This is a genomic window from Lactobacillus apis, from assembly GCF_003150935.1.
Lineage (GTDB): Bacteria > Bacillota > Bacilli > Lactobacillales > Lactobacillaceae > Lactobacillus > Lactobacillus apis.
This window is the reverse complement of sequence record NZ_CP029476.1, coordinates 1,471,827-1,485,319: the sequence shown is the minus strand read 5'-3', so window position 1 is coordinate 1,485,319 and position 13,493 is coordinate 1,471,827. Positions and strand designations below refer to the sequence as shown.

13 protein-coding genes are annotated in these 13,493 nt (G+C 38.0%); 8 read left to right on the top strand and 5 right to left on the bottom strand.

Annotated elements, in window-relative coordinates:
- Nucleotides 1–27: 27 nt before the first annotated feature.
- From DKL56_RS07060 to DKL56_RS07050, 3 genes are all read right to left on the bottom strand, one after another.
- Nucleotides 28–996 (bottom strand): Gfo/Idh/MocA family protein, encoded by a 969-nt coding sequence (locus tag DKL56_RS07060; protein ID WP_109715891.1) that lies wholly within the window; start codon nucleotides 994–996, stop codon nucleotides 28–30.
- A gap of 18 nt (nucleotides 997–1,014) precedes the next feature.
- Nucleotides 1,015–1,830, bottom strand: coding sequence for a hypothetical protein (locus DKL56_RS07055; RefSeq protein WP_109715890.1), 816 nt, complete (start codon nucleotides 1,828–1,830; stop codon nucleotides 1,015–1,017).
- A gap of 125 nt (nucleotides 1,831–1,955) precedes the next feature.
- Nucleotides 1,956–2,750: a DUF6612 family protein gene (locus tag DKL56_RS07050; RefSeq protein WP_109715889.1), complete on the bottom strand. Its 795-nt coding sequence runs from the start codon at nucleotides 2,748–2,750 to the stop codon at nucleotides 1,956–1,958.
- A 160-nt stretch (nucleotides 2,751–2,910) separates the two neighbouring features.
- Here DKL56_RS07050 and DKL56_RS07045 point away from each other — a divergent pair, with 160 nt between their 5' ends.
- A complete protein-coding gene (locus DKL56_RS07045) occupies nucleotides 2,911–3,603 on the top strand; it encodes a 2,3-diphosphoglycerate-dependent phosphoglycerate mutase (RefSeq protein ID WP_074425900.1) in 693 nt (230 codons plus the stop codon).
- A 149-nt stretch (nucleotides 3,604–3,752) separates the two neighbouring features.
- On the opposite strand, the gene lepA is transcribed toward DKL56_RS07045, so the two are convergent.
- Nucleotides 3,753–5,567 (bottom strand): translation elongation factor 4, encoded by a 1,815-nt coding sequence (gene lepA / locus DKL56_RS07040; RefSeq protein ID WP_109716051.1) that lies wholly within the window; start codon nucleotides 5,565–5,567, stop codon nucleotides 3,753–3,755.
- Between the two features lie 6 nt (nucleotides 5,568–5,573).
- Entirely contained in the window at nucleotides 5,574–6,230 is a 657-nt protein-coding gene (locus tag DKL56_RS07035; RefSeq protein WP_074425897.1) for a TetR/AcrR family transcriptional regulator, read from the bottom strand.
- Between the two features lie 227 nt (nucleotides 6,231–6,457).
- Between DKL56_RS07035 and DKL56_RS07030 the strand changes: the two genes are divergently transcribed.
- From DKL56_RS07030 to DKL56_RS07000, 7 genes are all read left to right on the top strand, one after another.
- Nucleotides 6,458–6,898 (top strand): MerR family transcriptional regulator, encoded by a 441-nt coding sequence (locus tag DKL56_RS07030; RefSeq protein WP_074425896.1) that lies wholly within the window; start codon nucleotides 6,458–6,460, stop codon nucleotides 6,896–6,898.
- Nucleotides 6,888–7,301, top strand: coding sequence for a cupin domain-containing protein (locus DKL56_RS07025; RefSeq protein ID WP_109715888.1), 414 nt, complete (start codon nucleotides 6,888–6,890; stop codon nucleotides 7,299–7,301). The genes DKL56_RS07030 and DKL56_RS07025 overlap by 11 nt, the downstream gene beginning before the upstream one ends.
- On the top strand, nucleotides 7,301–7,621 hold the full coding sequence (locus tag DKL56_RS07020; RefSeq protein WP_109715887.1) for a carboxymuconolactone decarboxylase family protein: 321 nt from the start codon (nucleotides 7,301–7,303) through the stop codon (nucleotides 7,619–7,621). The genes DKL56_RS07025 and DKL56_RS07020 overlap by 1 nt, the downstream gene beginning before the upstream one ends.
- A gap of 110 nt (nucleotides 7,622–7,731) precedes the next feature.
- Complete coding sequence (locus DKL56_RS07015; protein WP_109715886.1) at nucleotides 7,732–8,700, top strand: asparaginase; 969 nt, start codon at nucleotides 7,732–7,734, stop codon at nucleotides 8,698–8,700.
- Nucleotides 8,701–8,978: 278 nt separating this feature from the next.
- Nucleotides 8,979–10,787, top strand: coding sequence for an FAD-binding protein (locus DKL56_RS07010; protein ID WP_109715885.1), 1,809 nt, complete (start codon nucleotides 8,979–8,981; stop codon nucleotides 10,785–10,787).
- A gap of 96 nt (nucleotides 10,788–10,883) precedes the next feature.
- The gene (locus DKL56_RS07005; protein WP_162542517.1) at nucleotides 10,884–11,795 is read left to right on the top strand and encodes a LysR family transcriptional regulator; all 912 of its coding nucleotides are present in this window, start codon (nucleotides 10,884–10,886) and stop codon (nucleotides 11,793–11,795) included.
- Between the two features lie 205 nt (nucleotides 11,796–12,000).
- A complete protein-coding gene (locus DKL56_RS07000; RefSeq protein WP_109715883.1) occupies nucleotides 12,001–13,485 on the top strand; it encodes an FAD-dependent oxidoreductase in 1,485 nt (494 codons plus the stop codon).
- Nucleotides 13,486–13,493 lie beyond the last annotated feature (8 nt).

The window sequence follows — 13,493 nt, the reverse complement described above, 5'->3', positions numbered from 1 at the left end:
CTAAATAGGACTTTTATTTTAATGTGATTAATTTGCTACCGACTTTTTCGCTTGTGCCAACACATCCATGACCGTGATGCTATGATCATATAATTCATCAGCGGTTTTAGTGTCGTGGTTGTCAATGATCTTAACAAAGTCATTGAACTCACTAGCCATCCGGTGCTTGTAATGATTAAATTCAAAGCTATCAGTATCACCATTTCTCAACTCAATGCTGAAGCGATCAATCACGCCAGTTGAGCCGTCAAAGAAAATTGAACCTTTTTCTCCCTCAATAAAGGAACGTGGAGTAGTGTAGCAATCTTTTGAGGCAATTAGACTAGCCTGCATTTCAGGATATGTCAGATTTAGAATACCTGAAGTATCGATTCCTTTTTGCATCACAGGATAGTATTGCACGGCTTCTGGCTTGCCAAAAAGTCCAACGGCTAAATGAATATTATAGATATTTAAATCCATTAACGTGCCACCGTCTTTTGCAGGATCAAAAACTGGTGCGATTTTTCCTTCCAGGAAATCATCGTAGCGACTAGAATACTGCGTGTAATTAAGGCTAGCAATATGGATAGGCGCAATTTTAGAAAGAGCACGTTTAATTGCTAAGTAATTTTCTAAATGAATATTAGTGATTGCTTCAACGATAATGACGTGATGCTCATCAGCTAATTTTTTCAATTCCCTTGCTTCAGCAACCGTTGCAACGTATGGTTTTTCACAAATCACGTTTTTGCCATTCAAGATAGACTGTTTAACTACATCGTAATGTAAAGAATTAGGGACAGCAACATAGACAGTATCGACATTGGGATCACGATAGAGCTCGTCATTATCGGAAAAAACTTCAGCAATCTGATATTGCTCAGCTAAATCCTGTGCAATTTGCTTGCTGCGTGGAGTGGTTGAAATAGCTGCTAGTTCTAAGTCGGCTATTTTATCCGCAGTTGTCAAAAAATCATGAACAATTTTTCCACTACCAATAATTCCTAGCTTCATCGATATCCTCCATTAAATCTACTTTGATTTTGCCTTTTTGGCATTTATAACCTCATCGGGTAGTTTAAGATCATTATACCCATCAAAGTGATTTGTGGATATGGTCTCACTAAATTTCATTAATTTTGCCAATTTTAAGGTAACATTGCCAGTATAGCCAACAAGTTTTTCATCTTTAATTGTGTAGGCAAATTCGATGTTGGTAAACTTGACACTTTTCTTGAACTCCTTAATTTCTTTCTTACTAAATTTAGCTTTTTTGTAAAACTCTAGGAATAGCTTTTTCATTTTAGGTGCACTTACATTAACAGTTAGGGTGTACACGCCATCTTGATCCGGTCCAGACAATTCACTATTGTCATCTAGAGCTTTAATAAACAAATCACCGGTTTTGGTATATGTCTTAGGGTCGCTCAAGAGATTAAATAATTGAGCCTCTGCACCTTTAGGCTTCTTTTTTGAAGGCTTTGGTAAGGACGTGTATTCCCATTTACCCTTATTTTTGCTATAAAGACGATTAGTTTCTTCTGAAGTCCACATTTCCTCAGTTTTATTCGTCTTTTTGCCGTAGCTAGTCTGTAGTGTTACATGAGCTAGGGCAGGATTAATTTTTAATTCACTATTTATCTTGAATATAATTGGCTTTTCCTTGTTAACTTTTACATCAAAAGTAGCATCTAAGCCTGTACTTTGGGTTTCTGGAGTACCTTTTTTAACAATTGATACTGCTTGTTCTTTATCAAGAGCAGCCGAAACGATGTGTGTTTGACTTAACCCACCTGCTAGGAAGGTGAAGGTTAATAATATACTAGAAATAACCTTTTTAGTTTTCATAATTTTTCTCCTTGTTTAATCTTAATTTAATTCTGATTTTACAGTAATTAATTGGTCTAGTCTATTCTTTTCGAGAAAGAAACACTATTTCTTCAAGAAATAGTGCTCTTTTTTATAAATTTAAATTACTTTTTCTTATTTTCTTTTGGTAGTGGCTTACCATCTAGCGCATTGTTAGGAACCTTCAGGAAGTCGTGGCGACCCAAGTTACTATAACTTTGTCCTGCACTCATTTTCATCATCTTCCCAATTTTGAGGTTAACGGTATAACTGAAAGTGGATAACTTAGTGCCTTTTACTACCAGTTTCACGGTCATATCTTCAAATTTGCCTACCTTAGCTAACTTTTGATAGATTTTTTGCTGCTGCGGACTTTGGGTATTAGTTGTAAAGATTGGTGCAACTGCAGCTTTCATAATTTTTTTATCAGTGATTTTTGCTGTTAACGTGTAGGTTTTACCGGAACGCTTCATTTTATAAGCATCAGTTAAACCCTTAGGTGGATTCATTAACATTTCGTTGTTTAAAACTGCATCTAAAACGTCGGCATATGAGTGACCGGACATTTTTTCAATTTCAGTTTTATACCATGTGCTCTGACCATTGATGTAAAGATTACCGGTGTTGCTAATCCATTCATCCATGTTATGAGTTTTACCCTTAGCTTCGGTTTGGTAGTTAACGTGAAAGACGGTTGGGTCACCACCGAATGAATAGTTAGAAGCAACGACTTGACTAGAAGTGTCAGTTTTCAAATTGACAATTTGCTTTGCTTCACCACTCTTGAAGGACTTCTGTGATTTTTGAATGACTTGCGTTTTAGTTAAAATTGGATCAGCTTGCTTTTTTTGTTTAGAGCAACCGCTAGAAATTAGTGCAACGACAACGCCTATACTTAACAATACTTTTTTGAATTTCATCTTGGTTAGATATTCTCTTTCCTTATATTCATTAATATCTCTATTGTATCGTAAATCAAAAATTTAAAAAACGATTTTTAGCCCTAAACCCTATGAAAACAAAATTTAAATGTGTAAAATAGTAAGTGAAGCTTTTAATTTGCAAAGGAGATATTTTTTCATGTCGAAATTAGTTTTAATTCGTCACGGCCAAAGTGAATGGAACCTTGAAAACAAGTTCACTGGTTGGGTTGATGTTAACTTGTCAGAAAAAGGTGTAGAAGAAGCAAAGAATGCGGGTAAGTTAATTAAGGAGCACGGCCTCAAATTTGACCAAGCTTATACCTCAGTTTTGACTCGTGCAATCAAGACTTTGCACTTCGCTTTAGAAGAAAGTGGTCAACTTTGGGTTCCTGAAACTAAATCATGGAGACTTAACGAACGTCACTATGGTGGTTTACAAGGCTTAAACAAAGAAGCAACTGCTGAAAAATATGGTGACGAACAAGTTCATATTTGGCGTCGTTCATACGATGTTTTGCCACCAAAGCTTGAAGATGATTCAGAGTTTAGTCAAGTACATGACCGTCGTTATGCAGATCTTGACCCACACATCATTCCCCGGACTGAAAACTTAAAGGTTTGTCTTGAACGAGTAATGCCATTCTGGGAAGATCACATTGCACCAGACCTATTGGCTGGTAAGAACGTTATCATCGCTGCTCACGGAAACTCACTTCGTGCTTTAACTAAGTACATTGAAAACATTTCTGATGAAGACATCATGAACTTAGAAATGAAGACTGGTGAACCAGTAGTTTACACATTCGATGAAAAATTAAACGTTACTAACAAAGAAAAGTTAGACGACTAATTTAACTTTGAACTAAAAAGCCATTTCGAAATTATTTTCGAAGTGGTTTTTTGCTTAAATAATTTAATCATAAAAAGAGCTCCTAATAGACAGGCTATAGGTCTAAATATTAGGGGCTCTTTTACTTTTTACTGGTTATTCGTTAGTTTTTAGTCATCTTCATTAAGGTTTAAGACAGCATCGAAAACACTTTGAGGTAATTTAATATCGCTTTTGACCGCTTGACGCTTGTTTAAACTTTGCCGACGCAATAGTTGTTGCTTTTTAGAAATGCTCCGCTTTTCACCGTTAACAGCTGCATTTTTACGTAGTGGAGGAACGTCCACACGGGCAATTGATTTGTTTTCAACCATTGCTTGAACCGGCATTGGATAGAGACGACGTGGCACAGTGTATTTTAGTTTTTCAACCAGTTTATGGGCAATTCTATCTGCATTTTGGCGTGGCACAATGATGTCAAGTGCATCAACGGCTGCGTAGTTAATCTGAATTTGAATTTTGACCACATCAACAAGTTCGTAATCAAGAAATTCTGTATCTAGTGTTGCGTAACCGTGGGTAATTGACTTTAAGCTGTTGAAAAAGTTATAGGCAATTTCCGAAACAGGTAGCTTATAGGTTAATGTGACTAAATCCTGTTGGTTATCGAGGTCAACCATTTCACCAAAATGTTGGTCGCAAAGCTTCATTACGGCACCAAGATAACTTTCTGGCGTGGTGATGACTGCTTTAACATAAGACTCAGTCACGTAGTCAATTTCTGAGAAGTCAGGGAATTTAGCTGGATTAGTGATGGTCAGGTATTCTTGCTTTGGATCAGGTGACTTCAAATAGACGTGGTAAGTAGCGTTTGGTGCAGTTGTTAGCACCTCAACGTGGTACTCGTCACGCAGACGTTCCTGAATAATTTGTAAGTGGAAAATTCCGAGAAAACCGCACCGGAAACCGGCATCAAGTGCCTCTGATTGCTCAGGTGTGTAGTGAAAAGCTGAATCATTAAGTGCGAGCTTGCTGATGGCCTGCTTCAGTGCCTCATAGCTGGTATCACCTTTAGGGTAAAGTCCGGCGTAAACCATTGACTGTGCTGGCTTAAAGTTAGGAAAAGCTTGTGCTGTTGGAATAGCTGCATCAGTTAGGGTTTCACCTACTTGAACAGCAGCCACGTCCTTTAGACCGGTAACTAGGTACCCAACTTCGCCAGTTTCGAGTTTTTCAACGGGCTTCATATTAGGTGTAAAAATCCCAACGGCTTGAGCATTAAAGGTTTCACCTTGACTCATCAATTTCAATTTCTGTTGGGTGGTTAGTTGACCATCAATCATTCTTACTTCAGCGACGATTCCTTGATAAGGGTCGTATTGGGAGTCAAAAACAAGTGCCTTGAGCGGAGCCTTGGGATCACCAGTTGGAGCAGGAATCTTTTGATAAATTGCTTCCAGAACGTCATGCACATTTTTACCTGTTTTAGCGGAAATTTTCAAAATATCGCAATCCGCAAATTCGGGGCGTAGTGCGCGAATTTGCTTTTCAGTTGATGCAACGTCTGCGGATAAACTATCAATTTTGTTGATAACCGGAATAATGGTTAATTGATGCTTCACTGCAAGTCGCAGGTTGGCGATTGTTTGTGCTTGAACACCTTGAGTGGCGTCTACAAGCAAAATCGCACCGTCACTAGCGGCAAGACTTTTTGAAACTTCGTAAGAAAAATCAACGTGTCCAGGTGTATCAATCAAATTGTATTCATATTCCTGACCATCATCACCATGATAAAAGTTACGCACGGAACGCGATTTGACAGTTACACCATGCGCTTGTTCAACTTCCATGCTGTCTAATAACTGGGCACTAAGTTCGCGCTCGCTCACTGTTTCAGTTTGCTCCATTATTCGATCGGCAAGAGTAGATTTACCGTGATCAATGTGAGCAATAATGGCAAAGTTACGGATATTTGCAGTTTTCATTTTCAATTATCTCTCCAATTCTTTTTGCAATCCTTGTAGATAAAACTCGAGCAGTTGGTTTGCTTCTGTTTCTAAATCAATTTGAAATTCTTTAAAATCGACTGGCAGTTGGTCATGATGAAATTCATCAAGATTCATCATATTCATTAAGCCGCTAATAATCGCACTCTGAATTACAAAAATATGGCTAGCCTTTTTAGCCGATAATTCTGTAATACTATTTGCAATGGCCTGACCAAGTTCTTGACTGATTTGATAGAGAGCAGCTCTTCCGGCAAGCGTCTGTTCACGATCAGCAGCTGCTTCCAAGATAGGTGCGCGCAGTGCATTAAGCCGCAATAAATCAGCCTTTTCGTGAATTAAATAGTGATTTTCCTTTAATAAAAAAGCAGTTAATTGGCCCCAGGTAGTAATTTGGGAACCAGTTTGCCAATCGAATAAGACCTCTTTTAAGTAGTCTTGGTAGCCGGATAAAAGAAGGTACATAAAAATATTTTCTTTGGTTTTAAAGTAGTTAAATAGTGTACCTTTGGCTACACCAGATTCATTGGCAATTTGTGCCATTGAGATTTCGTTAAAATCGTGTTCTTGAAAAAGTTTGCTTGCAGCTGTTGCAATCAGCTGTTTTTTGGCTTGTTTTTCTTCAGGAGTTAAGACGTGCATAAGTGTCTCCTTTTTAATAATGACCAACGGTCATTTTACAAGTCGGTCGAAATTTTGGCAAGCAAAAATACCCATTAAAAGTCAAAAAATAAAAATTTAAAAATAAAACGTAAAAGATAAAAGTTTTAAAATAAAAAATAAAACGTAAAAATTAAAAAGCGCTTGACTTAAAGTGCACTTGAAGGAATATCGTAAAGTTGTTAAAAATAATAGGTTAACTAGGAGTAATGATGACTGCAAAAGAACATTATCGTATTGGTCAATTCAGTGAATTGACGCATTTGACACCATCGACTTTACGCTACTACGAGCAAGAAGAATTACTTGTTCCTAAAAGAGATAAAACAGGGCAACGTTACTATACAGATGATGATCTCAGCTGGCTTGAGTTTGTTTTGCATCTAAAAGGTACTGGAATGACAATTCCGCAATTAAAAGAGTACATCCAGCTGCGTGCCCAAGGGGATGCAACTATTCCACAGCGACTAGCTTTGTTAAAAGAAGTTCAAACTACTGCTGAAGAAAAGTTGCTGGAATTGAATAGCAATATGAAAGTGCTTGGACAAAAAATCGACTGGTACCAGGCAAAGCAGGATCACAGCATTGCTGACGACGAAACTTTTGCAGCTTATCTAAAACAGATTGGAGAGACCAAGAATGACAAATAATGAAGAAAGCGTCAAAAAAGGTTTGTTTCCTTTAGGCGAAAAGAATGAAACATATCAAAAATATTTCATTGGTCAAAGTTACTTAGAGAATTTAGTTGCAGATCCTGCATTAAATGTTGGTGTTTCAAATGTTAGTTTTGAGCCAGGATGCCGTAACAATTGGCATAAGCACAACAATGGTTTCCAGATTTTAATTGCAACTGCGGGTGAGGGCTGGTATCAAGAAGAGAATAAGCCAGCACAGAAATTACATCCTGGGGATGTAGTGGTAGTTCATGATGGTGTCAAGCATTGGCACGGTGCTACTAAAGATAGTTGGTTTGCGCATCTTGCAATTACAGCAGGAACGCCAGAGTGGCTAGAACCTGTAACAGATGAATATTATCAAGGATTGGAGAATTAATTATGAAAAAACAAACAGCAGGACGTGATAATTTAGGTGAATTTGCTCCTAAATTTGCAGAATTAAATGATGATGTTTTATTTGGTGAAGTTTGGTCTCGTGAAAAGCAGTTGCCAGCACGTGATCGTAGCTTGATTACTTGTGCTGCTTTGATGTCAAAAGGAGCATATCCACAATTAAAATCGCATATGGGTATTGCAAAAACTAATGGTGTCACCAAAGAAGAAATGGTAGAACTAATTACTCATTTAGCCTTTTATTGTGGCTGGCCCAATGCATGGACTGCCTTTGATTTAGCTAAAGAAGTTTACAGCGAATAATTATAAAAAAGTCTCTAAAATAAGGCGCAAAAATTCCGTTTTAATCATTTCAATCCGAGCTGTATAAATGTTAGAATTGGCTTAACCGCTTATAGCTAGGAGAGACGAATATGACAAAGAAAATTCTGATTTTGCATACTGGTGGGACTATTTCAATGTCTGAAGATGCAGATGGTAATATTAAACCGAATGACCAAAATCCACTTACTGCCATTCAGCTAGAGAATAAAGGCGAAGTTGAATTAGTAACGGAAGAAATTTTTAATGTACCGTCACCGCATATGACACCTCAAAGAATGCTTGAACTTTCTTTACGAATTCGTCGTGCTGAAGCTGAAGGCTTTTTTGGCGCAGTTGTTACTCATGGTACCGATACGCTTGAAGAAACAGCAATCTTTTTAGATTTAACTATTTCAAGTAAAATGCCAGTTGTGGTAACTGGTGCAATGCGCTCGTCTAATGAAGTGGGTAGCGACGGTTTATATAACTTTAGAACTGCGATTACAGTTGCCAGTTCACCTGAATCTGTGGGTAAAGGTGTAGTAGTGGTAATGAACGATGAGATTCATTCGGCCCGCTATGTGACCAAAACCCACACCACCAATGTTGCGACTTTCCGGACACCAACTTTTGGTCCAATTGGAATTGTTTCCGAAGGGCATGTTAATTATGTTCAAACGATTAAACCACAAGCGCATGAACCAATTGATCATGTTGTCTCAAATGTTTATTTGGTTAAAGCATATGCTGGAATGGGTACCGAGCTACTCCACGCATTAAACAAACCTGAAACTAATGGTATTGTGATTGAAGCTTTGGGTGCCGGAAATATGCCACCAGAGACTTTACCTGAGTTGCAGTCTTTACTTGACCACAATATCCCACTAGTCCTGGTATCACGTTGTTTCAACGGAATTGCTGAACCAGTTTACGACTACGAGGGCGGCGGCGTTAACCTTGCTAAAATGGGTATCATTTTCTGTCGTGGATTAACCGGACCAAAAGCTAGAATCAAACTGCTAGTTGGTCTTAGCGCTGGACTTAAGGGTGAGGAATTAAAGAAATATCTCAATAACTAACATTGAGTTTCGCTTAGATGAATATAAAAATATCTTGGTAAAAAGAAGGAAGATAACTTCCTTCTTTTTTGCATAGTTATAAATTGAAAAATATAAATACAATTTATGACAAAATCTTTGATGTAAGCGCTTATGTGATTTATGGAACAAATGACAAAAGTGGTTTTTTGTTTAAATAAGTAGGACAATTTTTTAAAATAAATCATTCCAAAAGTAATATTAGTGATAAAATTAACTTATTAATGAAAGTGATTACAAAAAAGAAGAAGGACAGAATCATGATTTATCAAAAAGATACTAAATGGGATGCTAATTACGATGTTGTTGTATTAGGCTTTGGTGGTGCTGGTGCAACTGCTGCTCGCTTTGCAGCTGATAGTGGCTCAAAAGTACTGCTTGTTGATGCAGCACCAGAAGGTCATGAAGGAGGCAACACACGTTATTCAGCCCAATTAATCGGAACTGGTAATGATTTTGATGAGTTAAAGAAGTACTACAAGAACTTGACTGCACCAATGTCACTTGATGAAGAGATGATTGATACTTACGTTAAAGGGATGGTTAACACACCAAACTATGTCACAAAATATTTAGGTGTAAAACCATGTAGCGCAAAGCAATACGCACCTGAACGTTTGCATCATGCTTACGAAGAATTTCCTGAATTTGAAGGATCAGAATCCTATGATTTCACAACTGTTCGCGAATCTTGGTTTGACGCAGCTTTATGGAAAATCCTAAGAGCAAAAGTAGTTGAACGTAAGGATAACATTGATGTTATGTACAGCACACCTGCCAAGGAACTGATTCAAGACCCTGAGACTCGTAGGATTGAGGGAGTTTTGATTGAACGCGAAGGTAAACTGCTTAAGGTTCAAGCTAAAAATGGTGTGGTAATGACAACCGGTGGTTTTGAAAATAACCAAACCATGGTTGAAGATTATCTTGGCGCTAAGAGATTAGCACCTTTAGGTACTCTTTATAACAAAGGTGACGGTATTAAGATGGCTGAACAAGTTGGTGCAGACTTCTGGCACATGCACAACTTTGAATCACTTGGCTTACTTCACGGAATGGCTTTTGCAGTACCAAAGGGTGAACGTGGTCGTTTGATGCTTGGTGCACAAAATATTGCTGTTGCTCATGGTAGTTCATTTGTTATTGGTGATGATGGTACAAGATACTTCGATGAAGCTGAAGAAAACCGTCATGGTCACATTAAGAATCACGGTCAATGGAAAGTGCCAATTAATCAGGAACACCCTTACTTAATTTTTGATGAGGCTAAAAAGGCAGAATTGGATGCAGACCCAATTATTGGTAGTTATCCAGTATACAAGGAAAATGTAGTTAAGGCCGACTCTGTAGAAGAACTAGCAGATAAGATTAAGGTAGATCCTGCTATTTTAAAAGATTCATTGGAACGCTTCAACAAAGCTGCTCAAACTGGTGATGATCCTGAGTTCCGTCGTGATCCAAAGACCATGCGTGTGTTTGCTGATGGCCCAATTTATGCTATTCAAATGGAGCAGACAATGCTTAACACCCAAGGTGGTGCAAGAAGAAATGCTCAAGCTGAAATTTTGGATACTAAGGGTCAACCAATTCCACATCTATATTCAGCTGGTGAATTTGGTGGTATTTGTGCAAATCAATATCAAGGTGGTAACAACATTGCTGAATGCTTGATTTGGGGTAAGATTGCCGGTGAAAATGCTGCTAAGGCTAAAGACGATGTTACTGTTGATGCAGCAACTGGTGCTTCTAGTCATGATGTTCACTTAACTTCTGACCTTAACCATGAAACTTTTGAAACTGGCAAAGATCAATACATTGGTAGAACCAATGGCGGTATGGGCGGCGAAATCGTCGTTCGTGTTACTGCAGACAAGGACAAGAACTTGAAGAAGATTGAGGTCCTGAAACAAGCAGAATCCGAAGACTACGGCTTAAAGGCAGTCAAGACATTACCTGAAGAAATGGTTAAGCAAAATAAAGTTGATGTTGATGCAGTTTCTGGTGCTTCAAGCACAAGCCGCGGACTAAAAGATGCGGTTAATGACGCATTAAGTAAAATCGATAAATAATTCAAAAATGAAAAGGCCATTTGTTAGGATGGCCTTTTTCTGTACAATTACTTTAATACCACTCCAATAACTTATATTAATTGAATGGACAGGAAAATGAACTTTACTCAATTGCGCTGTTTTATTAAAGCAGTGGATAATTCAAGCTTTACAATTGCTGCAGAGCGACTCAATTTTTCTCAATCTGCGGTCTCAAAAAATATCAAGGATCTTGAGGATACAATTGGTGTGACGTTAATTAATCGTGCACATCATCGTATTTCATTGACCAACGCTGGTAAGTATTTTTACCGTGTTGCACGCAATGTTGTTGATGATATGGATTATACGGTAGCGTATTTGCAAAGTAAGAAAAATGATCCAGAAACGTTGCTGCGAATCGGAGTTTGCGATACACCTTTAGAGCAAAAAATTTTACCAATCTTTTTGCGCAAGCTTCGTGAATCTGGTAGCAATATTAATGTCCAATTTGTCTTTGTCCTTAATAATTCGATTGGCGAATTATTAAACCATCACGTTGATATTTGTGCGATTGCACGTGACGACGTTGATATTGTTGATGACGTTTTGTTTGAGCCACTGATTATGGGAAAAGTGGTTATTGCATGCCCACAAGATTCTGAACTTGCTCAAAAAAAGCTAGTTACAATAGCTGATTTAAAGGACAAAAATATTTTTCTGCTAGATCCTAACAGCTCATTGAATGTTCAAATGAACTTTCAAACTACCCTAATTAATAGTTTGGGAATGGAGCATATTAAATTTGTCCAAGACTTTCTCGCGATGGATATCTATGTGCGTGGAGGCTGGGGTTACGGCATTTTGCCGAACTTCATTGCTGATTCACAATCTGAGGGTATTACTTATGTTCCGATTGATTATCACGATATTTCTCCTTATGGAATTGCGTATATGGACTCTTTTTCAAATAAATCAGTTTTGGAAGAAGTACTAAAGACATTGGAGAGTGCAGTTAAAGAGTATTCACAAGTAAATATAAATAAGTAACTCACAAATATAAAAATAATGAAAAGCACTTGTATTTAACGCTGAAGCGTTGGAATATAAGTGCTTTTTTGATGACAACTAAATTAGAAAATAGTTGAACATTCCATTTAGTAATCTTCAATTCTAAAGATGGTGCAGAGATTCACTTGATTAGCAGTATGATGAAAGCGGTTAGAAGAATTGCTTTAAAAGTGAGGGATAAAAAATGGATAATACTTATGACGTTATTATTGCAGGAGCAAGCAATGCTGGTGGAATGGCAGCATGTGCAGCAGCCGAAAAGGGTGCTAAAGTCCTGTTAATTGATAAACAAGGGAGTTCCCAATTTCTCTACCGTTCATTCTTTGCAGCACTAGATAGTAATGCACAAAGAAGAGCTGGCATTAAAGTTGATAAAGCTAAACTGATGAACTTTTTGACGTTGTTTTTCCAAGATAATGTTGATGAACGTTTGTTATGGACCTGGGCTAATCACACGGATGAAACAGCTAACTGGCTGGAAGATAACATTTTGAAGCCTAATGGTGGAGTCTTAAGACCGCAATCTGACGCTCATTATGAAACGATTGTTAACACCGCGTTTAACACCGAATTGGCAATCGCAACACCTGATAATGGTTGGGCTCATTATGGTGATTGGATGATTGATAAGATTAAAGAGCTAGGAGTAACGCTTAAATATAATACTAAGCTTGAAGAATTAGTAACGGATGATAGTGGTGCTGTTACCGGTATCATTACAAGTGACCGTTCTAGTGGTGAAAAAACTGAATACCATGCCAATAAGGGAGTCATTATCTGTACAGGTGGTTATGGTGGAAACGTTGAATTAATGAAAAAGTGGGATCCACTTGGCTACAAGAAAAATGTTTATTCAGATGGACCTCGTGATGATGGTTCAGGTATTCTAGCTGGACTTAAAGTGGGAGCTGCTCGCGATGAAGAACCAGCAGAAATTATTTTTGATCGTGGTGCTGTGCCAGTCGGTACTAATGCGGAAGAACACTATCAAATCGACTTTAAAGATCCAGGATACTTCTGGATGGGTGCTTATCCGTTACTAAAAGTAAACCTTAATGGTGAACGTTTTGGTAACGAAAGTGTTCCTTATCAATTTGATATTAATGCAATGGCTAAGCAGCCTGGTTACTTGGAAGCACAAATTTGGTCAGAAGACACAATGGATCATTTGGCTCAATTTGATACCCAGGGCTGTTCACGTTTGGGTTGGCCTGGCATTTACAATACTGAGGAAAACAAAGAAGAGATTAAGCGCAGAATTGATGATGGTATGATTCAGAAAGCCGACACAATTGAGGAATTAGCTGAAAAACTGGAATTACCAAAAGAAAACTTGGTTGCAACTGTTAAACGCTATAACGAAATGTGTGAGCAAGGCGAAGATACAGACTTTGGTAAAGAAAAGTTCAGATTATTCCCAGTTGATAAGGCACCATATTACGGTGTCATTATGGGCGGTCGACTTCTCGCAACACTTGATGGATTACGCATCAATACCAAGATGGAAGTTATCGATAAAAAAGGTAAGCCAATTCCGCATCTTTATGCAGCTGGTAATGCAAGTGGTGGTTTCTTCTGGGGTAGTTATCCTGACCGGGTTCCTGGCCTTACTTGCAGCCACGCTCAGACTTTCGGTCGATTAGCTGGGCAATACGCAGCTGAAAATTAGTTTTTATC

Excerpts from the sequence above, each read along its gene's own strand:
- DKL56_RS07060 (WP_109715891.1), bottom strand. The coding sequence starts at position 996 with ATGAAGCTAGGAATTATTGGTAGTGGAAAAATTGTTCATGATTTTTTG.
- DKL56_RS07055 (WP_109715890.1), bottom strand. The coding sequence starts at position 1,830 with ATGAAAACTAAAAAGGTTATTTCTAGTATATTATTAACCTTCACCTTC.
- DKL56_RS07050 (WP_109715889.1), bottom strand. The coding sequence starts at position 2,750 with ATGAAATTCAAAAAAGTATTGTTAAGTATAGGCGTTGTCGTTGCACTA.
- DKL56_RS07045 (WP_074425900.1), top strand. The coding sequence starts at position 2,911 with ATGTCGAAATTAGTTTTAATTCGTCACGGCCAAAGTGAATGGAACCTT.
- lepA (WP_109716051.1), bottom strand. The coding sequence starts at position 5,567 with ATGAAAACTGCAAATATCCGTAACTTTGCCATTATTGCTCACATTGAT.
- DKL56_RS07035 (WP_074425897.1), bottom strand. The coding sequence starts at position 6,230 with ATGCACGTCTTAACTCCTGAAGAAAAACAAGCCAAAAAACAGCTGATT.
- DKL56_RS07030 (WP_074425896.1), top strand. The coding sequence starts at position 6,458 with ATGATGACTGCAAAAGAACATTATCGTATTGGTCAATTCAGTGAATTG.
- DKL56_RS07025 (WP_109715888.1), top strand. The coding sequence starts at position 6,888 with ATGACAAATAATGAAGAAAGCGTCAAAAAAGGTTTGTTTCCTTTAGGC.
- DKL56_RS07015 (WP_109715886.1), top strand. The coding sequence starts at position 7,732 with ATGACAAAGAAAATTCTGATTTTGCATACTGGTGGGACTATTTCAATG.
- DKL56_RS07010 (WP_109715885.1), top strand. The coding sequence starts at position 8,979 with ATGATTTATCAAAAAGATACTAAATGGGATGCTAATTACGATGTTGTT.
- DKL56_RS07005 (WP_162542517.1), top strand. The coding sequence starts at position 10,884 with ATGAACTTTACTCAATTGCGCTGTTTTATTAAAGCAGTGGATAATTCA.
- DKL56_RS07000 (WP_109715883.1), top strand. The coding sequence starts at position 12,001 with ATGGATAATACTTATGACGTTATTATTGCAGGAGCAAGCAATGCTGGT.